10 protein-coding genes are annotated in these 17,430 nt (G+C 54.5%); 2 read left to right on the top strand and 8 right to left on the bottom strand.

Annotation, left to right across the window (positions count from 1 at the left end):
- Positions 1-110 precede the first annotated feature (110 nt).
- From baeR to C2U41_RS12815, 6 genes are read right to left on the bottom strand one after another with little or no spacing between them, the layout of a single operon-like run.
- The gene (gene baeR / locus C2U41_RS12840) at positions 111-833 is read right to left on the bottom strand and encodes a two-component system response regulator BaeR (RefSeq protein ID WP_003036797.1); all 723 of its coding nucleotides are present in this window, start codon (positions 831-833) and stop codon (positions 111-113) included.
- Positions 830-2,233 (bottom strand): two-component system sensor histidine kinase BaeS, encoded by a 1,404-nt coding sequence (gene baeS, locus C2U41_RS12835; protein ID WP_003841761.1) that lies wholly within the window; start codon positions 2,231-2,233, stop codon positions 830-832. Before baeS ends, baeR begins: the two co-directional genes overlap by 4 nt.
- Positions 2,233-3,645, bottom strand: coding sequence for an MFS transporter (locus tag C2U41_RS12830; protein WP_103848835.1), 1,413 nt, complete (start codon positions 3,643-3,645; stop codon positions 2,233-2,235). The genes baeS and C2U41_RS12830 overlap by 1 nt, the downstream gene beginning before the upstream one ends.
- Positions 3,642-6,722 carry a multidrug efflux RND transporter permease subunit MdtC gene (gene mdtC / locus C2U41_RS12825; RefSeq protein ID WP_103848834.1) on the bottom strand — a complete coding sequence of 1,027 codons (3,081 nt, stop codon included), beginning with the start codon at positions 6,720-6,722 and terminating at the stop codon, positions 3,642-3,644. The genes C2U41_RS12830 and mdtC overlap by 4 nt, the downstream gene beginning before the upstream one ends.
- Positions 6,723-9,845, bottom strand: a complete 3,123-nt coding sequence (locus C2U41_RS12820) for an MdtB/MuxB family multidrug efflux RND transporter permease subunit (RefSeq protein ID WP_103848833.1) — start codon at positions 9,843-9,845, stop codon at positions 6,723-6,725.
- Positions 9,845-11,092 (bottom strand): MdtA/MuxA family multidrug efflux RND transporter periplasmic adaptor subunit, encoded by a 1,248-nt coding sequence (locus C2U41_RS12815; protein WP_103848832.1) that lies wholly within the window; start codon positions 11,090-11,092, stop codon positions 9,845-9,847. The genes C2U41_RS12820 and C2U41_RS12815 overlap by 1 nt, the downstream gene beginning before the upstream one ends.
- 278 nt (positions 11,093-11,370) lie before the next feature.
- Here C2U41_RS12815 and C2U41_RS29335 point away from each other — a divergent pair, with 278 nt between their 5' ends.
- Positions 11,371-11,430, top strand: a complete 60-nt coding sequence (locus C2U41_RS29335) for a type I toxin-antitoxin system Ibs family toxin (RefSeq protein WP_106672390.1) — start codon at positions 11,371-11,373, stop codon at positions 11,428-11,430.
- 99 nt (positions 11,431-11,529) lie between these two features.
- Here the strand turns inward: C2U41_RS29335 and yegD are convergent, their stop codons facing one another.
- On the bottom strand, positions 11,530-12,882 hold the full coding sequence (gene yegD / locus C2U41_RS12810; RefSeq protein ID WP_103848831.1) for a molecular chaperone: 1,353 nt from the start codon (positions 12,880-12,882) through the stop codon (positions 11,530-11,532).
- A 136-nt stretch (positions 12,883-13,018) separates the two neighbouring features.
- Between yegD and alkA the strand changes: the two genes are divergently transcribed.
- On the top strand, positions 13,019-13,888 hold the full coding sequence (gene alkA / locus C2U41_RS12805; protein WP_003841772.1) for a DNA-3-methyladenine glycosylase 2: 870 nt from the start codon (positions 13,019-13,021) through the stop codon (positions 13,886-13,888).
- Here alkA and C2U41_RS12800 read toward each other — a convergent pair.
- Complete coding sequence (locus C2U41_RS12800; RefSeq protein ID WP_032948115.1) at positions 13,856-17,185, bottom strand: diguanylate cyclase; 3,330 nt, start codon at positions 17,183-17,185, stop codon at positions 13,856-13,858. The genes alkA and C2U41_RS12800 overlap by 33 nt on opposite strands.
- Between the last annotated feature and the right edge of the window lie 245 nt (positions 17,186-17,430).

Here is a 17,430-nt window from a genome sequence, read left to right as displayed (position 1 = left end):
GATCAAACAGTTATTGACGACAGTGTTGTCAGAAAGAGTATGAGCGATATTTGGAGAGTTGCTAGTCACCAGGGCCCCATGAAGCAGCGGGCCCTGAAGGGCAGGAGTGTTTAAGCAATTCGGCAGGCGTCGGCTTCCCAGCGATACCCCACGCCATAGACCGCGCGGATAAACGACTGCTCAGCATCCAGCGACTCCAGCTTGCGTCGCAGGTTCTTAATATGGCTGTCGATGGTGCGGTCGGTAACGACGCGATAATCGTCATAGAGATGGTTAAGCAATTGTTCTCGGGAGAATACTTTTCCCGGCTCATGTGACAACGTTTTAAGTAAGCGGAATTCAGCGGGTGTTAAATCGAGCATCTTCCCACGCCAGGAGGCCTGAAAACGGCCTTCATCGACGATAAGCGGGCTTTCTGCATCCATTTGTTGTAGTTCGCGCTGCGGTTTGCATCGGCGCAGGATCGTTTTAACACGCGCGACGACTTCGCGCGGGCTGTACGGTTTACAAATATAATCATCTGCACCGATCTCCAGCCCCAGCAGGCGATCAATCTCTTCGATTTTAGCGGTTACCATCATGATGGGGACTTCTGAGAAGCGGCGGATTTCCCGACACAGGGTCAGACCATCGGTACCGGGCAGCATCAGATCCAACAAGATCAGGTCGGGCGGTGTTTGGCGCACGTAAGGCAGAACCAGGTCGCCGTGACTGATGAGCGTAGGAGCGTAGCTCGCTGCCCGCAGGTAGTCGATGAGCAGTTGCCCCAGCTTGGGTTCGTCTTCCACGATCAGAATACGCGGCGTGTTTTCATCAATGGGTAACTCAGTCATACATCTCTCTGTAAATCGCGTTCCAGCGGTAACTCTACTGTAATGCTAACCCCACCAAAAGGCGAATGGGCGGCGCGGATCAGACCATTATGCGCTTGTACGATATTGACGCAAATCGCCAGCCCCAGTCCGGAACCTCCGCTGGCGCGGTTACGCGAGCCTTCGGTGCGATAAAATCGTTCAAACAGCTTCTGTAACTGCTCGTCACTTACGCCGGGAGCGGAATCTGCGAAGGTTAATAACACCATACGTTCGCGTTGTTCGGCGCTGATGTGCAGCCCGCCACCGCTGTCGGTATAACGCAGACTGTTTTCCAGCAGATTGTTGAACAACTGCATCAGACGATCCCTGTCGCCAAATACCGTCATGCTGTCCGGGAGCGAGAGTTGAAGCGTTAGTCCACGACTGGCAAAGCGTTCACGAAATGCGCCGCTTGCCACCTCAAGCAGCGGGATAAGATCCAGCGATGATTTCTGATAGGCCAGCGCACCTTCATCTGACATGGAGAGCTGATGAAGGTCGTCAACCAGTTTGGTGAGCGTACCCACTTCAGCCTGCAAAGAGGCAACGGAGTCGGGCGTGAACTGGCGGACACCATCCTGAATGGCCTCCAGTTCACCGCGCAACACCGCCAACGGCGTGCGCAGTTCGTGAGAAATGTCGGCCATAAAGTCACGACGCATCTGCTGGTTTTTTTCCAACGTACTGGCGAGCTGGTTGAAGTCCTGCGCCAGCTTGCCTAGCTCATCCGTACTGGTTGGCGTAACGCGAGTGGTGAAATCGCCCGCCGCCAGTTTGTGCGTGCCTTCCACCAACCGTTTAACCGGGGCCAGCAGGCTGCGCGCCAGCGTAAACGTTGCCAGCGCAGCCAGGATCGTGGAGAGCGCGACGATAAGCCAGCTGGAACGTCTTTGCTGCATGTCGAAATTGATATCGGTATTACGCGTTAAACGCTCCACCGGAGAGGCAATCACAGCACCCACTTCGCTACCGTTGACGCGGATGGGATGGCGCATACCGTCGCGGGGGACAGGAGCCCGCGGGCCGACCAGTACGTGGGCATTTTGATCGACAACCCAAAACTGTGTACGCCAGCCGTGTGGCGGCATGCCTGGACCCGGTTTATCATCGTCGTTGTCGTGTTCAAAAGAGCGCAGGATCTGGAAAACGAAACGATCGTTATTGCGTAAGAATCGCCAGTTGCCGTGCTGCGCGTACTGCTCGCTTAACGCGTCGCTGAGCATTTGCAGCCGCTGTTCGTTACCGTGCTTAATATAGTCGATAAAACCGCGTTCGAAGCTTATGCGTACGGCCCAGTGCATGCTGATCAGCAACACAATGCAGGTGGCGAAAATCGCCAGAAACAGTTTGCCGGTGATACCGGGCCGCCAGAACTTCATCAGATGCTCCTTTTGCGTCGTGAAATCACCGCATTGGTTTGCGTGTCGTTCGGCACGCGGGCAAAAATAATGGCGGGCAGCGCAATAATGAATGCAATGCACAACCAGGTATACATAAAGACGCTATGCGTACTACCGCTGTCGATGGCGATATGCTGCTGGCCAAACATGCCTAACAGCAGGCCCGCGATGGTCACCCCGATACTCATCGACAGCTGCATGATCATCGACAGCAAGCTGTTGCCGCTGCTGGCGAGATCGTCAGGCAGATCTTTTAATGTCAGGGTATTCATGGATGAAAAGCGCGTTGAGTTGACCATTCCCTGTAAAAACAGCACGAAGGGCAGGGCGTAATACCAGCCCAGCAGTGCCGTGGTCATTAGCAACAGACTGACCAGCGACAGGCCAAGCGTGGTGGTAATCAGTACGCGACGGTAACCAAAGCGGTTAACGACCTGCACCACAATGCGCTTCATGCCCATACTGCCCAGCACCATCGGGATCATCATCAGTCCGGCATGAAACGGTGAAAAACCGAGGCCAATCTGTAAAAACACCGGCGTCATAAACGGCAGCATACCGCTGCCGATGCGTCCGGCAAAACTGCCGAACAGACCTAGCGAGAAGGTCGATGTGCGAAACAGATTCAGGCTAAACAGCGCGCGGGGATTTCGATGGGCGTGTTTCAGATACAGCGCAATAGCCAGCACCCCGCAGATGACCAACGCCGCCAGCGTGATACTGGAGAGTCCGGTTCCTTTGCTGCCATCGAGCGCCAGCGTCAGAACCGCCATACCGACCGCCAGCATCGCGAATCCGGAGAGGTCGAAGCGTCGGGTTTGCATGGTGTAGTTGGGCATCAACATTAACGTCGCTATCGCGCCGACAATGCCTACCGGAATGTTAATCAAAAAGATCCAGTGCCAGGAGGCGTATTCAACCAGAATTCCGCCTAACGCTGGGCCCAGCAGCGGGCCGATTTGACCGGGTAAAGTGACAAACGTCATCGCCGCCATATATTGCTCACGCGGGACGATTTTCATCACCGTCAGCCTGCCGACTGGCACCATCATCGCACCGCCAACGCCTTGTAAGACGCGCGCCATCACCAGCTCGTTGAGCGTGCTGGACCCGGCGCAAAACAGCGAACCAAGCGTAAACAGGATAATGGCGGTGAAGAAGATATTACGCACGCCAACTTTGTCCGCCAGCCATCCGCTGGCGGGCAGCATCACGGCAACGGTTAGCACATATGACACTATGACCATATGCATGTGTAACGGGCTTTCCCCGAGGCTTGCCGCCATCGAGGGAAGCGCGGTATTAACGATGGTGGTATCCAGCGACTGCATAAAAAAACCAAATGCCACAATCCAAAGTTGCCAGCGGGTGCTGTCGGGAAGTTCTGTCATAACTCTGCTACCGGTTTGCTGTTTTTACGCGAAAAACGCAGACGCAGACGGTCGAAAAAGAGATAGACCACAGGCGTGGTGTACAGCGTCAGGAGCTGGCTCACGACCAGCCCACCGACAATGGTTATCCCCAACGGCTGGCGCAGCTCAGAGCCATCCCCTGCGGATAACACTAACGGCAGTGCGCCAAATAACGCCGCCAGCGTGGTCATCATGATTGGGCGAAAGCGCAACAGGCAGGCCTGGAAAATAGCTTCTTCCGGCTGCAGCTTACCGTTTCTCTGCGCTTCCAGTGCAAAATCGACCATCATGATGGCGTTTTTCTTCACAATTCCAATTAATAGCATGATCCCTATCAGGGCGATTAGGCTGAATGGGGCATTGAACAGCTCCAGCGCCAGCAAAGCCCCGACCCCTGCCGAAGGTAGCGTGGAGAGAATGGTCAGCGGATGTACATAGCTTTCATACAGCATACCCAGCACGATATAGACGGTGGCGATGGCGGCGATAATCAGGATCACCTGCGAGTTCATAGTGTCCTGAAATACCTGGGCGGTACCGGCAAAGCTGCCACGAACCGTGGAGGGGACGCCGAGCTGGGTCATGGTTCTGTTGATGGCCTCTGTCGCTTCTGACAGTGAAGAACCTGTCGGCAGGTTAAACGACACGGTTGAGGCGGCAGATAATCCCTGATGGTTTACCGACAGTGGGGCATTCGCTGGCTGCCATTTGGCAAAGTACGATAACGGGATCGCTTTACCGTCATTGTTGATGACGAACATTTTGTCCAGTGCGCTGATGTCCTGGGTGTAACGTCGATCGACCTCCATCACCACTTTGTACTGGTTCATCGGCTGATAGATGGTTGAAATTTGTCGCTGACCAAAGGCGTTATTCAGCAGGCTGTTGGCGGCTGCCACGTCGATCCCAAGACGAGACATGGTGTCGCGATCGTAAATCAGATTCATCTCCGCGCCATTGTCCTGCTGATCGGAGTTGACGTCCGCCAGTTGGGGCAGGGCGGCAAGCGCCTTACGGATCTTCGGTTCCCACTCACGCAGCGCCGCCAGATCGTCGGACAGCAATGTGTATTGATAGCTGGCGTTGGCCTGGCGTCCGCCAACGCGGATGTCCTGCACCGCCATCAGAAACAGATTCGCACCTGGTTCTTTTGAAAGCGCAACGCGCAGGCGGTCGATCACCTGCTGAGCGGTTTCACGGCGCTCATCGCGTGGCTTGAGGGTAATAAACATCATCCCGCTGTTAACCCGTGACCCACCGGTAAAGCCGGTGACATTGTTCACCGCCGGATCGTCGCGGATGATCTTCATAAAATCCTGCAGTTTACCGCGCATCGCCTGGAAAGAGATGCTCTGGTCAGCCTGGATCCCTCCCATCAATACGCCCGTATCCTGCTCCGGGAAGAAGGTTTTGGGGATGGAAATATAAAGCCAGATATTCAGCGCAATGGTGCCGAGTAATACCACGCCCACCAGTCGCGTGTGGCGCAGTACCCATTTAAGTGAAGTGCCGTAGCTTTGCTGCAGCGCTACCAGCACGCGACCAAATCCCCGTTTACGCGACTGTTCACGCGGGGCGCTGGATTTAAGCATCCAGCCGCACATCATTGGCGTTAATGTCAGCGACACCAGCAGCGAGATACCGATGGCAACCGACAGCGTGACGGCAAATTCGCGCAGCAGGCGTCCAGGCAATCCGCCCATTAACAGCAGCGGCAGGAATACCGCCACCAGCGACAGGCTCATGGAAAGCACGGTGAATCCCACTTCGCGCGTACCCTGTAACGCCGCCTGGAGTGGCTTCATTCCTGCTTCCAGGTGGCGGGCAATATTTTCCAGCACCACGATGGCGTCATCTACGACAAATCCCGTGGCAATGGTTAACGCCATCAACGACAGGTTGTTCAGGCTGAATCCGCACAGATACATGGCGGCAAAGGTACCGATCAGCGAGACCGGAACCGCTACCGCGGGGATCAGAGTCGCATGCCCGGATCGCAGGAAAACAAAGACCACCAGGATAACCAGCGCCACGGAGATAATCAGCGTCTGTTCAACTTCCTCTAATGAAGCGCGAATGGTCGGTGAACGGTCCTGGGCGATTTGCAGATCGATGGCGGCCGGGACCAGCGTTTGTAGCTCCGGTAATTTGGCGCGAATGCTATCTACAGTCTGAATAATATTGGCTTCCGGCAGCTTGCGGATCATCAGCAGAATGGCCGGTTTGGCGTTGGTCATCCCCGCGTTACGAACGTCCTGTACAGAGTCGGTTATAGACGCAACATCACCCAGTCGCACCGCTGCGCCGTTGTTATAGTGGATGATAATCGGTTGATAATCGGCGGCGGTTTTCAGCTCATCGTTAGTTTGTACCTGCCAGCGATGGGTATCATTCTCGATAGCGCCCTGCGGCTTACGCACGTTGGCATTGTCGATCGCGCTACGCACGTCGTCCAGTGACACGCCCTGGTTAAACAGCGCCTGCGGGTTGAGTCCTACCCGCACGGCAGGCAGAGAACTGCCTCCAACGTCCACGTCGCCCACACCGTCGATTTGCGCGATGGTCTGCGCCAGTTGTGTTGATGCGAAATCGTACAGTTCCCCCTGCGAGTAAGTGTCCGACGTCAGCGTCAGGATCATGATTGGCGCATCGGAAGGGTTAGCTTTGCGATACGTTGGTCGGCTCGGCATCCCGCTGGGCAGCAGGCTTTGCGCGGCGTTAATCGCGGCCTGAACGTCCCGCGCCGCGCCATTGATGTCACGGTCGAATTTGAATTCGAGAATAATACGCGTACTGCCAAGCGAACTACTCGAAGTCATTTCGTTTACGCCCGCGATGCGGCCCAGCGAGCGCTCCAGCGGAGTTGCGACCGAAGACGCCATCGTTTCAGGGGAGGCACCGGGTAATGATGCGCTGACCATAATCACCGGAAAATCCACCTGCGGCAGCGGAGCGACCGGCAGCAGACGAAAGCCCAGAATACCGCACAGGGTGATAGCCACCGAAATGAGAATGGTCGCCACCGGCCGATGAATGAAAAGCGCGAAAAATTTCATTTACGCTTCCTCTTCCTGACGCGGGAAACGGCTTTTCACATACAGCGACAGACGGTCAAACAGCAGATAAATTACCGGAGTGGTAAATAGGGTTAATACCTGACTCACAAGCAGTCCACCGACCATGCCAATGCCTAACGGACGGCGTAACTCTGCGCCCACACCGGTACTTAACATCAGCGGCAACGCGCCGAGCAGTGCCGCCAGCGTAGTCATCAGAATTGGGCGGAAACGCAGCAGACAGGCCTGGAAAATAGCATCGCGCGGTGCCATGCCTTGTTCGCGCTCCGCGGCAAGGGCAAAGTCGATCATCATGATGGCGTTTTTCTTGACGATACCGATGAGCAAAATAATGCCAATAATCGCGATGACGTCCAGTTCGCTGCCGGCAATCATTAACGCCAGCAGTGCCCCGACGCCCGCCGTCGGCAGCGTGGAGAGAATAGTAATTGGGTGAATAAAGCTCTCATACAGCACGCCGAGGACGATATACATCGCCACAACCGCAGCCACAATCAACCAGATGGTATTTCCCAGCGCGGCCTGGAAGGCGAGCGTGCTACCCTGGAACTGGGTCGTAATATTTGCGGGCAGGTTAAGCGTTTTTTCGGCGTCCAGAATCGCCTGTACCGCATCACCCAGCGAATGTTCGTCTGGCACGTTGAACGAGATGGTGGTGACCGGGAACTGATCGAGGTGGTTAATCGACAGCGGGGCAAAACGCTGTTCAATACTGGCGATCGCGCTGAGCGGTACTATGCCACCGTCGCTACTGGTCAGACGTATTGTATCCAGTGCCGCAAGCCCCGGCGCATTGTTGGTGTTATGTTCTAACACCACGCGATATTGATTTGCCTGGGTGTAAATAGTCGAAATCAAACGCTGGCCGAAGGCGTTGTACAGGGCGTTGTCGACATCTGACATGCTGATGCCCAAACGGCTTGCGCTGTCGCGATTGACGTTCACATACGCTACCAGCCCTTTGTCCTGCCAGTCGCTGCTGACGTCGGACAGTTGCGGTAGCTGATTTAGTTTTGCTATCAGCTGTGGAACCCAGGTGCTGAGGGCATCAAGGGATGTCGCTTGCAGCGTGAACTGATATTGCGTCCGGCTCACCTGAGTATCAATCGTCAGATCCTGAGTAGGCTGAAGATAAAGGTCAACTCCGGGAACCCTGTCAACCGCGTCCTGTAAGCGCGCAATCACTTTCTGCACCCGATCGTCACGTTCATACAGCGGTTTAAGGTTGATTTGCAAACGTGCGCTGTTCAATGCCGGATTAGTACCATCCACGCCGACAAAAGCGGTCAGGCTCTCTACCGCCGGATCTTTAAGGATGACATCTGAAACCTGACGCTGGCGCTCGGCCATGCTGGCGAATGAGCTGGACTGCGGTGCCTGTAGCGTACCCTGGATAATGCCGTTGTCCTGGATTGGGAAGAAACCTTTGGGGATAAAAACCCATAGCATGACGCTCAATGCCAACGTGCCGAGCGCTACGCTCAGCGTCAGCCACGGGTGGTTAAGTACTTTTGCCAGCCAATGACCGTACCCGGCGATGACGCGATCAAACACTCGCTCTGAGGCGCGGGAGAAGCGATTCTGCTTACGCAATGAGGCCTGATTCAGCATACGCGCGCACATCATCGGCGTAAGAGTGAGCGAGACAACGGCGGAAATCAGAATCGCCACCGCCAGCGTAACGGCGAATTCACGGAACAAGCGCCCGACGATATCGCCCATGAATAGCAGTGGGATCAATACCGCAATCAATGAAAACGTCAGAGAGATGATGGTAAAACCAATCTCGCCTGCGCCCTTCAGGGCAGCAGTCAGCGGTTTTTCGCCTTTTTCGATATAGCGTGAAATATTCTCGATAACCACGATAGCGTCATCCACAACAAAGCCTGTCGCGATGGTTAGCGCCATTAAGGTCAGGTTGTTGATGGAGAAATCAAGAAATACCATCACCGCGAAGGTGCCGATTAACGACAACGGTACGGCGACTGCAGGAATAATCGTCGCCGGAACATTGCGCAGAAACAGGTAGATAATCATCACCACCAGCGCTATCGCCAGCATCAACTCGAACTGGGTGTCTGCAACAGAGGCACGAATATTGGTGGTGCGATCGGAAAGTACGCTGACCTTAACCGATTTGGGCAGGCTTTCGGTGAGCTGTGGCAGCATCTGGCGGATACTGTCTGCCGTGGCGATGATGTTCGCCCCAGGCTGGCGCTGCACATTCATCACTATAGCTTGTTGCTTATTTGCCCATGCACCCAGCCAGCTGTTTTCTGCTCCTTGTTCGACGGTAGCAACATCGCCCAGACGAACCGGCGCACCGTTTTTATAGGCAATAATGAGCTGACGATATTCATCTGCGGACTGCATCTGGTCGTTAGCTGAAAGGGTAACGGCGCGCGTTGGGCCATCAAGACTCCCTTTTGCTGAATTGACGTTGGCACCGGTAATGGCCGTACGGATGGTTTCGCTGGTAAGACCGAGTGCGGCAATGGCCTGAGCGTTAAGTTTCACGCGGACCGCCGGACGTTGCCCACCGGAAAGTGTTACCAGACCCACGCCGGATACCTGAGAGATTTTCTGCGCGACGCGGGTTTCGACCATATCTTCCACCTGCGTCATCGGCATGGCGCTGGAAGTGACCGCCAGCGTCATGATCGGCGGATCTGCCGGGTTTACCTTGCTGTAGACCGGAGGGTTAGGTAGATCGCTGGGTAATAAATTGGTGGCGGCGTTAATCGCGGCCTGAACTTCTTGCTCGGCAACATCCAGCGGGAGTGTCAGTTGAAACTGTAACGTAACGACCGATGCGCCACCGGAGCTTTGTGATGACATCTGTTTTAAGCCAGACATCTGGCCAAACTGACGTTCAAGCGGCGCGGTTACCGCCGAGGTCATGACGTCCGGGCTGGCGCCAGGGTAGAGCGTAACGACTTGAATCGTGGGGTAATCCACTTCAGGTAAGGCGGCGATTGGCAGGAAGCGATAACCGATAATACCGGCAAGCAAAATCGCGACCATCAGCAGCGTAGTGGCGACGGGGCGCAGAATGAACAGGCGCGATGGTCCGCCTGTGTTGTCCGGAGGTAACACCTGCATCAGGAGTTGGCTCCTTTTTTGCCGTATCCGCGTGGCGCTGTTTTCTCATCGGAAACAGAGGCGTCGTGCGCCTCAACGACTTCGACTTTTGCGCCTTCCGTCAGACGATCAATACCGTCAGTAACGACCCGATCGCCTGCGGACAACCCAGCGGCGATCACCACTTTTTGGCTGTCCTGAATACCCGGTTTAACCAGATGCTTGCTGACTTTATTGTCGCTGTTCAGTACCCAGACAAAGTGCCCTTCGTTGCCCATCTGCAGGGCTGCTGTTGGGATCACAACGGCATTTTGCTGCGTGTCGACCAGCATGCGGGCGTTGACGAACTGGTTAGGGAATAACGCATCATCCTGATTGTTAAAACGGGCTTTAACTTTGATGGTTCCTGTAGTGGCATCAATCTGATTGTCGAGACTGAGCAGGACGCCTTCACTCAGTTTTTGTGAATTGGTTCGGTCCCAGGCTTCGACCTTCAGCTGGCGCCCCGATTTTTGTGCCTGCAACACGGTAGCAATGTCGTTTTCAGGCAAAGTAAATATCAGGTCGATGGGATGAGTTTGCGTAATGACGACGATCCCGGTGGTATCGCCGCTGGAAATTTGGTTACCGACATCGACCTGCTTCAGGCCGACACGACCATCGACAGGTGCGGTTATCCGACTCCAGTCGAGCTGCAACTGAGCGCTGGCGACACTGGCTTCATCCGCTTTGATTGTGCCTAACGTCTCATTGACCAGCGCCTGCTGGGCATCCAGCTCCTGGCGGGAGACCAGATTGGTTTTAACCAACTGTTGATAGCGGGCAAGATCGCGACGGGCATTCGCCAGCGTGGCTTTATCTTTTGCCAGTTGTCCCTGCGCCTGAGCCAGAGCGACTTTGAACTGGCTGGGATCTATCTCTGCCAGCAGGTCGCCGGCTTTTACCTGTTGTCCTTCCTCAAAGTGTAAGGCAATGAGCTGACCGTCCACCCGGCTACGTACCGTGGCGGTATTGGCGGCAGTAATGGTACCCAGCCCTGTCAGGTAACGTGGAACGGCTTCCTCGGTGGCGGTGGCAGCCTGCACGGGAGCCAACGGTCCGGAGCGCATTCCACGGCGTGCCGACCCAGGCGTGTGCTGCGCTGGTTTGGTAGCGCCCGGTGCGGTTTCCTGGGAAGCGCTGTGGCTTTGCCAGAACCAGATAGCGGCGACGGCGGCCACGACGATCACGATTGCTATCACCCAGCGGGATTTATTACTGCCTTTCATTGTTATGAGTTTCTCATCCTGAAACGATTCGCGGAATGATACTAGTTTAGCCAGCGAACAAGGGAGAAAAATGGAGGAATTATGAAACACTGTCGGGATTCGTCTGAATGCTGACGCGGCTTTGCGAGGCGTTACGCAACAATTTGCGGCGAAAATAGCGAATGCGTCATTGTGCGTTAGAGTGCGGTCAAGGCAAAAGGAGGTAAGCCAGAGATTTCAGCGGGACGCTGGAACGGGAAAGCCCCTCCCGAGGAAGGGGCCAAAATAAGGAAAGGGTTATGATGAAGTACGTCATCATACTGGTGATACTCTTAGTCATTAGCTTACCGGCTTACTAAGACACCAGGGGGAGGGGAAACCTTCCCTAACCCTCACTCCTGAAAATAAGTCACAGCAACGGTGATGTCAATACGCACACCTTTCAGCTTGCGAGCGGCTTAGCGGAAAACAACGTCAGCCCAGCGGGCCAGACCGGCGGTGACAGAACCGAAGTCATCGCCACCCGCGATAGGGATCCCAGGAAGCTGCTGGGCGAGGGCTTTTTTAATCAGCGGTGAACGCGCGCTGCCGCCGGTCAGATAAATCACGTCCGGTTTTTCCTGCGCGTTGTCCAGCGCCAGTTTGACCTGCTCCAGAATGCGCGCCAGGGGCTGATTGAGCGCGGCCTCCAATCCATGTTGACTAATATCGGTTGCCAGCGTGTCGCTGATAAACGGTATCGCAGCCGTTACAATGGTCTGGTCGGAAAGCGCGATCTTGCTCTCTTCTGCGCTGCGCACCAGGCGATAGCTCAGACGCTCGCGCCAGACTTTAAGCAGCAAGGCTACTTTATCGGCTTCTTTCGCGTCGCGGACAAGATCGTTCAGTAAACGACCGTTGGCGCTGCTGTAGAAATCACTTTGCGCGGGAACATCGTTGATCGCGACCGCGTTCCACCAGGGGAGAATCGGTAAGGCGATCCCTTTTTCAGTCTCACCGCCCATACCTAGCAGCGGCATCAGGTGTTTAAACGCCAGCGCGATATCCAGATCGTTCCCGCCTACACGGCAGCCACTGTGTCCCAGCAGGCTGTTTTCGCGATCGGCGCGCTGATGCCATTGCGGCCCCATCAGCAGTAGTGAACAGTCGGTCGTACCCCCGCCAATATCTACCACCAGCACGCGTTTCTCATCCTGCAGTGTGGCTTCGTAATCCAGCCCCGCTGCTACCGGCTCGTACTGGAAGACGACATCCTGAAAACCGGCTCGTTTGGCTGCACGTTCAAGAATCCCCTGCGCCTGGGTGTTGGCGTTATCGCCGCCTAATCCCTGGAAGTTGATGGGGCGACCAATTACGGCCTGAGTGATAGCTTCCGGCAGTTGGCTTTGCGCCTGGTTGCGAATGTGCAGCATCATTGCACAGACGAGATCTTCAAACAGCGCAACTTGCTGCGGCTTCAGACCGCTGGCGCCCAAAAATGATTTTGGCGATTTAACGAAGTACACCTCTTCCGGGTCTTCAATATACTGACCCAGCGATGTCAGACCGAACTGCACGCTGTTGGCGTTAACGTCGATGTCCTCTTCGCGATTGTAGCGCATCGCACGGCGAAGCAGCGCCTGTGTTTCATCGTCCGTGGTTGGAACGTCGTGATGGCGATACAGCCATTCGCTAACCGCTTCGCGCGTTGGTGCACACAGCATTGAGGGTAGCAGCGTGCTGTTATTTTCCATTTTGAGCAGGTGGGGCTGCCCATCACGCATAACGGCCACTGAACAGTTTGCCGTACCGTAGTCAAAACCAATAAACACCGTAAAAATCCCCATGCCAGTGAAGAAGGGGCGTGACTTTAACGAATAGTTGACGCCCCGACAACTGGAATATGAAAGCAAGGCGTACTGATTGAATACCGTTTATGCTGTAAGTTTGCTTTAAAAGGAAAACCGAATGTTCACGCTGAGCTGGCAACCGCCTTATGACTGGCCCTGGATGCTGGGATTTCTTGCCGCCCGTGCGGTTGAAGGTGTCGAAACCGTAGAAGAACTGAGTTATGTCCGAAGTCTGTCCGTAGGGGAGCATCGTGGTCTGGTAAGCGTTGTCCCGGATCTGCACGCCAACGTGCTACACGTGACGTTGAGCTCAGGGTTACAGCCTGTAGCCTCTGAGTGCCTGGCAAAAATAACGCGCTTGTTCGATCTTTCCTGTTGCCCGCAGCAAATTGTCGGCGCGCTGGGTAACCTCGGCGCGGCGCGTCCGGGATTGCGCCTGCCGGGATGTGTCGATGCTTTTGAGCAAGGGGTACGGGCGATTTTAGGGCAGTTAGTCAGCGTGGCGATGGCCGCAAAACTGACAGCGAAAGTAGCGCACGCTTATGGCAATACGCTGGAGGATGCGCCCGAGTATGTGTGTTTTCCCTCTCCAGAAGAGCTTGCCAACGCCGATCCGCTGCACCTGAAAACGTTAGGAATGCCGCTCAAACGCGCTGAAGCGTTGATTCACCTTGCTCATGCAACCCTTGAAGGAACGCTCGCGACAACAGCCCCTGCCGATATCGAACAAGGCGTTAAGCAGCTACAAACATTTCCCGGGATAGGGCGCTGGACCGCCAACTACTTTGCGCTGCGCGGCTGGCAGGCGAAGGACGTTTTTCTGCCGGATGATTATCTGATTAAGCAGCGTTTTCCCGGCATGACACCAGCCCAGATCCGGCGGTATGCAGAGCGCTGGAAACCCTGGCGCTCCTATGCGCTGTTGCATATCTGGTATACGGATGGTTGGCAACCGTCAGTTGATGGCGAAATTGCTGGTATTCAGTAGCAGATCCAGCGGTTGGGCGTCGGCAATAATATCGCCATAAATCATATCAATACCGATGCCTGAAAGCGTATCCATGATGAGCGGCAGTTGCACCGGACCGGCGATGGTTTTTATGTCCAGGCGCTGAGCATGACCCTGGATAATGGACACCCACATTTCGTCGATCAGGTTGCCGGGAGCGCTGGCACTTAGCTCGCTGTCGAGCAACAGGTAATCGACAATGTGATATTTCAGGTTGTCAAAAAGCTCTAAGTCGCGACCAACCTGACTTAACACAATTCGACAACCGTACTGGCGCAGTCGATGCAGTGCGGATACCGCCTGCGTTGGGTTTGTTTTGATGACGCTTGATGGAACGGTCAGATGCAGCAATCGTGGCGGTAGCGGGCTGCGTTGCAAGTGCTCCAGCAGCTCATCTACCAGCTCTGTGTTGAGCAGGCCGGCGGCGGAAAGGGGCAGGGCAATACTGAGGCCCTTGTTGGCGACAGCCGGGGCAGCACTCTGGAAGAACTCGCCGAATACCCGACGATCGAGCGCTTGACTCAACGTGGGATCGACCAACCCGGCATGGAAGGCTTGATCTTCAATGACTTCACCCTCAGCGGTGCCTAAGCGAAGCGAGATAATCCAGAAGCTAAAAGTCTCCGGTATACGCGGAGAAGCAACGCCTCTGGCGATCATCAGCATAGGGTTGTGTGTAATAGTGTGTCTTTGTTCATCCAATGACAGTTGGCTACGCGCGGCATGGGCCTGGCTTTGCTGAGGTTCATAGACACAGACTCGCCCACGGCCGCTGTTTTTCGCCGCGTAGCAGGCGATATCGGCCTGAGACATAACGTCAGTCGCGACATGGTTTTTCTCATCAATCAGCGTAATTCCCGCACTGGCGCCAATACGGTGCAAACGGCCTTCCCACATAAATTGGTAATTGTTAATAGCACTGATGATGCGTCCTGAGATAAAGCGGGCGCTTTCGATATTACAATCCGGCAGCAACAGACCAAACTCGTCGCCGCCAAGGCGCGCCAGCATATCGCTGGATCGCAACATGCTGAGCATAAGCGCAGAGAGTTCACGCAGCAGGGCATCGCCGGCGGCATGACCCGCGCTGTCGTTCACCGCTTTAAAACGATCCAAATCGATAAAAACCAGTACATGGCACTGGCGCGTGTCGTGTACTGAATGCAGCAATTGTTTTAGATGGTTTTCGAAGCTGACCCGGTTTGCCAACTGCGTCAGGTCATCATGTGAGGCACTGTAGCTAAGCTGGCGGAGCATCTTCCGTGACTCTGTGACGTCCTGAATAACCAACACCGAACCAATGCTGCCGCCGTCAAGGGTGCTGAGGGGCGTGATGCTGTACTGAATGTCATAACTGTTGCCATTACGACAATGCAGGACCACTTCCTGCTCGATTGCCGTACGCGACATGTCAGCACTGTAGATATTTTCCATCAGCGGACCGTTCTCGCCAAAAGTAATATGTAGTACCGTCAATAGCGGAATGCCGATGGCACTGTCCTGCTGCCAGCCGCTCATTTTCTCAGCGACCGGATTCATAAAGGTCACGTTCATATAGACATCAATACAAATTACCGCTTCGCCGATTGAGTCCAGCGTAATGTGCAGGCGCTCTTTTTCCTGATACAGCGCTTCGTTAAGCTGCTTCACTTCGGTCATATCCATATTGATACCAAGTAAGCGTTCAACTTCACCGTCTTTATTCAGCACCCGGTTGGCCAACGAGCGGATATGGCGTATGCCATCTTTTACTGCGATACGAAACTCAAGCTTAAACGGAACCCGCGCGGCCAGCGAATCACGAATCACATTTTCGGCGTACTCGCGATCTTCGGGTACAACGCACTCATACCAGACTTGCCAACTGGGTTTGATATGTGCGGGAACTTCATACAGATCGAACATCCGTTTATCCCAACTGATCACGTCAGGCTGCAGTTCCCATTCCCAAATCCCAATACCCCCGGCTTCATTGGCGAGGGTAATGCGTTCCATCAACCGTTTGTTAATCCACTCGGTATGCTTCAGGTCGTTAATGTCCTCAACCTGCGCGATAAAGTAGAGTGGAGTGTTGTCGCTATGACGCACCAGCGAAACGGCCAGCAACGCCCAGACGACGTCGCCCGCGCGGGTGTAATAGCGTTTTTCCATGGAATAGCTATTAATCTCTCCGCGTGCCAGCATGTTGAGCTGTTCAAGGTCGTTGTTCAGATCTTCCGGCCAGGTTAACTGCTGGAAGGTCAGCGAACGTAGCTCCTCCTGGCTATAGCCCAGAAACTGGCACAAGGCTTTATTGGCCTGTAGCCATTGCCCCTCGGTGCCAACCAGTGCCATGCCAATCGCGGAATATTCCATGGCGTTGCGAAAGCGTGACTCGCTTTCTGAAATGTTCTTGCGTTCGGCTCGAAACGCGTACATCACCATGGTCATCATGTTGGCGGGCAACAGGATCATCAAAAACGGCAACCAGGGGATGTCCGTCATCATGTTCTGTTTCGGGGTGTAAAGCAGTGAAGGGGCGGCGGCCAGCATCAGCGAAACCATCATCACGGTGCTGAGGAATATTAAAAACGCCTCCATACGCGGCAGACGGACAGCGCTCCACATCAGCAGGACAATAACGCAGGTAAATGGCCATGGAATGTACATCATGGATAGCCAACTGAACGTTAAGGTCACCAGAAGCGTAATCAGGGTCTCAAGCAATAATCGCGGGTCGCGATGGCGCAGCAGGTAATGTGGTTTAAACAGCAAACCTAACGGCACCAACGCCAGTGCGCCAATGGATTCTGACAGTACCCAAATGAGAAAGGTATTTAACGTAGTTTCCTTCGGCAACAACATCCACATCAATACGCCGCCCAGCAGTGGCGGAACAACCGCGCTGCCAAATGCCAGACGCGCCCAGTCGTTAAGATTTTGTAAGGGATTGTACCAGGGCAGCAGTTTACGCAATAACATTGCGCCAACAACAGCCTCAATAATGTTAATGACCGTATAGGAGAAATTAAGCGACTGTCCGGGGAAGAAGAGTAAAGAGGCGCCGATGCTACCGAATGAGCAAGCCAGCGCGATCCCAGGCCACATCTTTCCAGCGTGACGGTAAAAAGCCACCATCATGATAGAGGTTGGAAACCACAGCGGTGCAAGCTGTGCGCCGTAACGTGACAGTTCCAGCGAAAACAACGTAAAGATGAAAGCCACCAGACCTAAACTGGCCAGGCGCAGTAGAGGATGGGGTAAGGTAACTAAAACATGTTGGGATTGTTTACTCATTACCACTCTACCCAAATAGCCGTTGTCGCCCAGCAGAGATGCCGGACGCATCACATTTAATCTGGGATTATGCTAGTACAAACAATTTACAATTTATACGCCAGCTGCTCATAAATTAACACTCCCAAGCTATTAATTCCTAAGGCAGGTGAATAAATATAGCGGCTGTTCTAAATCTGACCATTTTAATTTGCGACAGGGACAGCATTGGTGCAGCCTGGGGTGGCATCGCGCCGCTGAAATCC

The sequence above is a fragment of the Citrobacter freundii complex sp. CFNIH4 genome, from assembly GCF_002934505.1.
Lineage (GTDB): Bacteria > Pseudomonadota > Gammaproteobacteria > Enterobacterales > Enterobacteriaceae > Citrobacter > Citrobacter freundii.
The sequence above is the reverse complement of the archived record's forward strand: the minus strand, read 5'-3'. Positions and strand labels throughout refer to the sequence as shown.

Excerpts from the sequence above, each read along its gene's own strand:
- baeR (WP_003036797.1), bottom strand. The coding sequence starts at position 833 with ATGACTGAGTTACCCATTGATGAAAACACGCCGCGTATTCTGATCGTG.
- baeS (WP_003841761.1), bottom strand. The coding sequence starts at position 2,233 with ATGAAGTTCTGGCGGCCCGGTATCACCGGCAAACTGTTTCTGGCGATT.
- C2U41_RS12830 (WP_103848835.1), bottom strand. The coding sequence starts at position 3,645 with ATGACAGAACTTCCCGACAGCACCCGCTGGCAACTTTGGATTGTGGCA.
- mdtC (WP_103848834.1), bottom strand. The coding sequence starts at position 6,722 with ATGAAATTTTTCGCGCTTTTCATTCATCGGCCGGTGGCGACCATTCTC.
- C2U41_RS12820 (WP_103848833.1), bottom strand. The coding sequence starts at position 9,845 with ATGCAGGTGTTACCTCCGGACAACACAGGCGGACCATCGCGCCTGTTC.
- C2U41_RS12815 (WP_103848832.1), bottom strand. The coding sequence starts at position 11,092 with ATGAAAGGCAGTAATAAATCCCGCTGGGTGATAGCAATCGTGATCGTC.
- alkA (WP_003841772.1), top strand. The coding sequence starts at position 13,019 with ATGTTCACGCTGAGCTGGCAACCGCCTTATGACTGGCCCTGGATGCTG.
- C2U41_RS12800 (WP_032948115.1), bottom strand. The coding sequence starts at position 17,185 with ATGAGTAAACAATCCCAACATGTTTTAGTTACCTTACCCCATCCTCTA.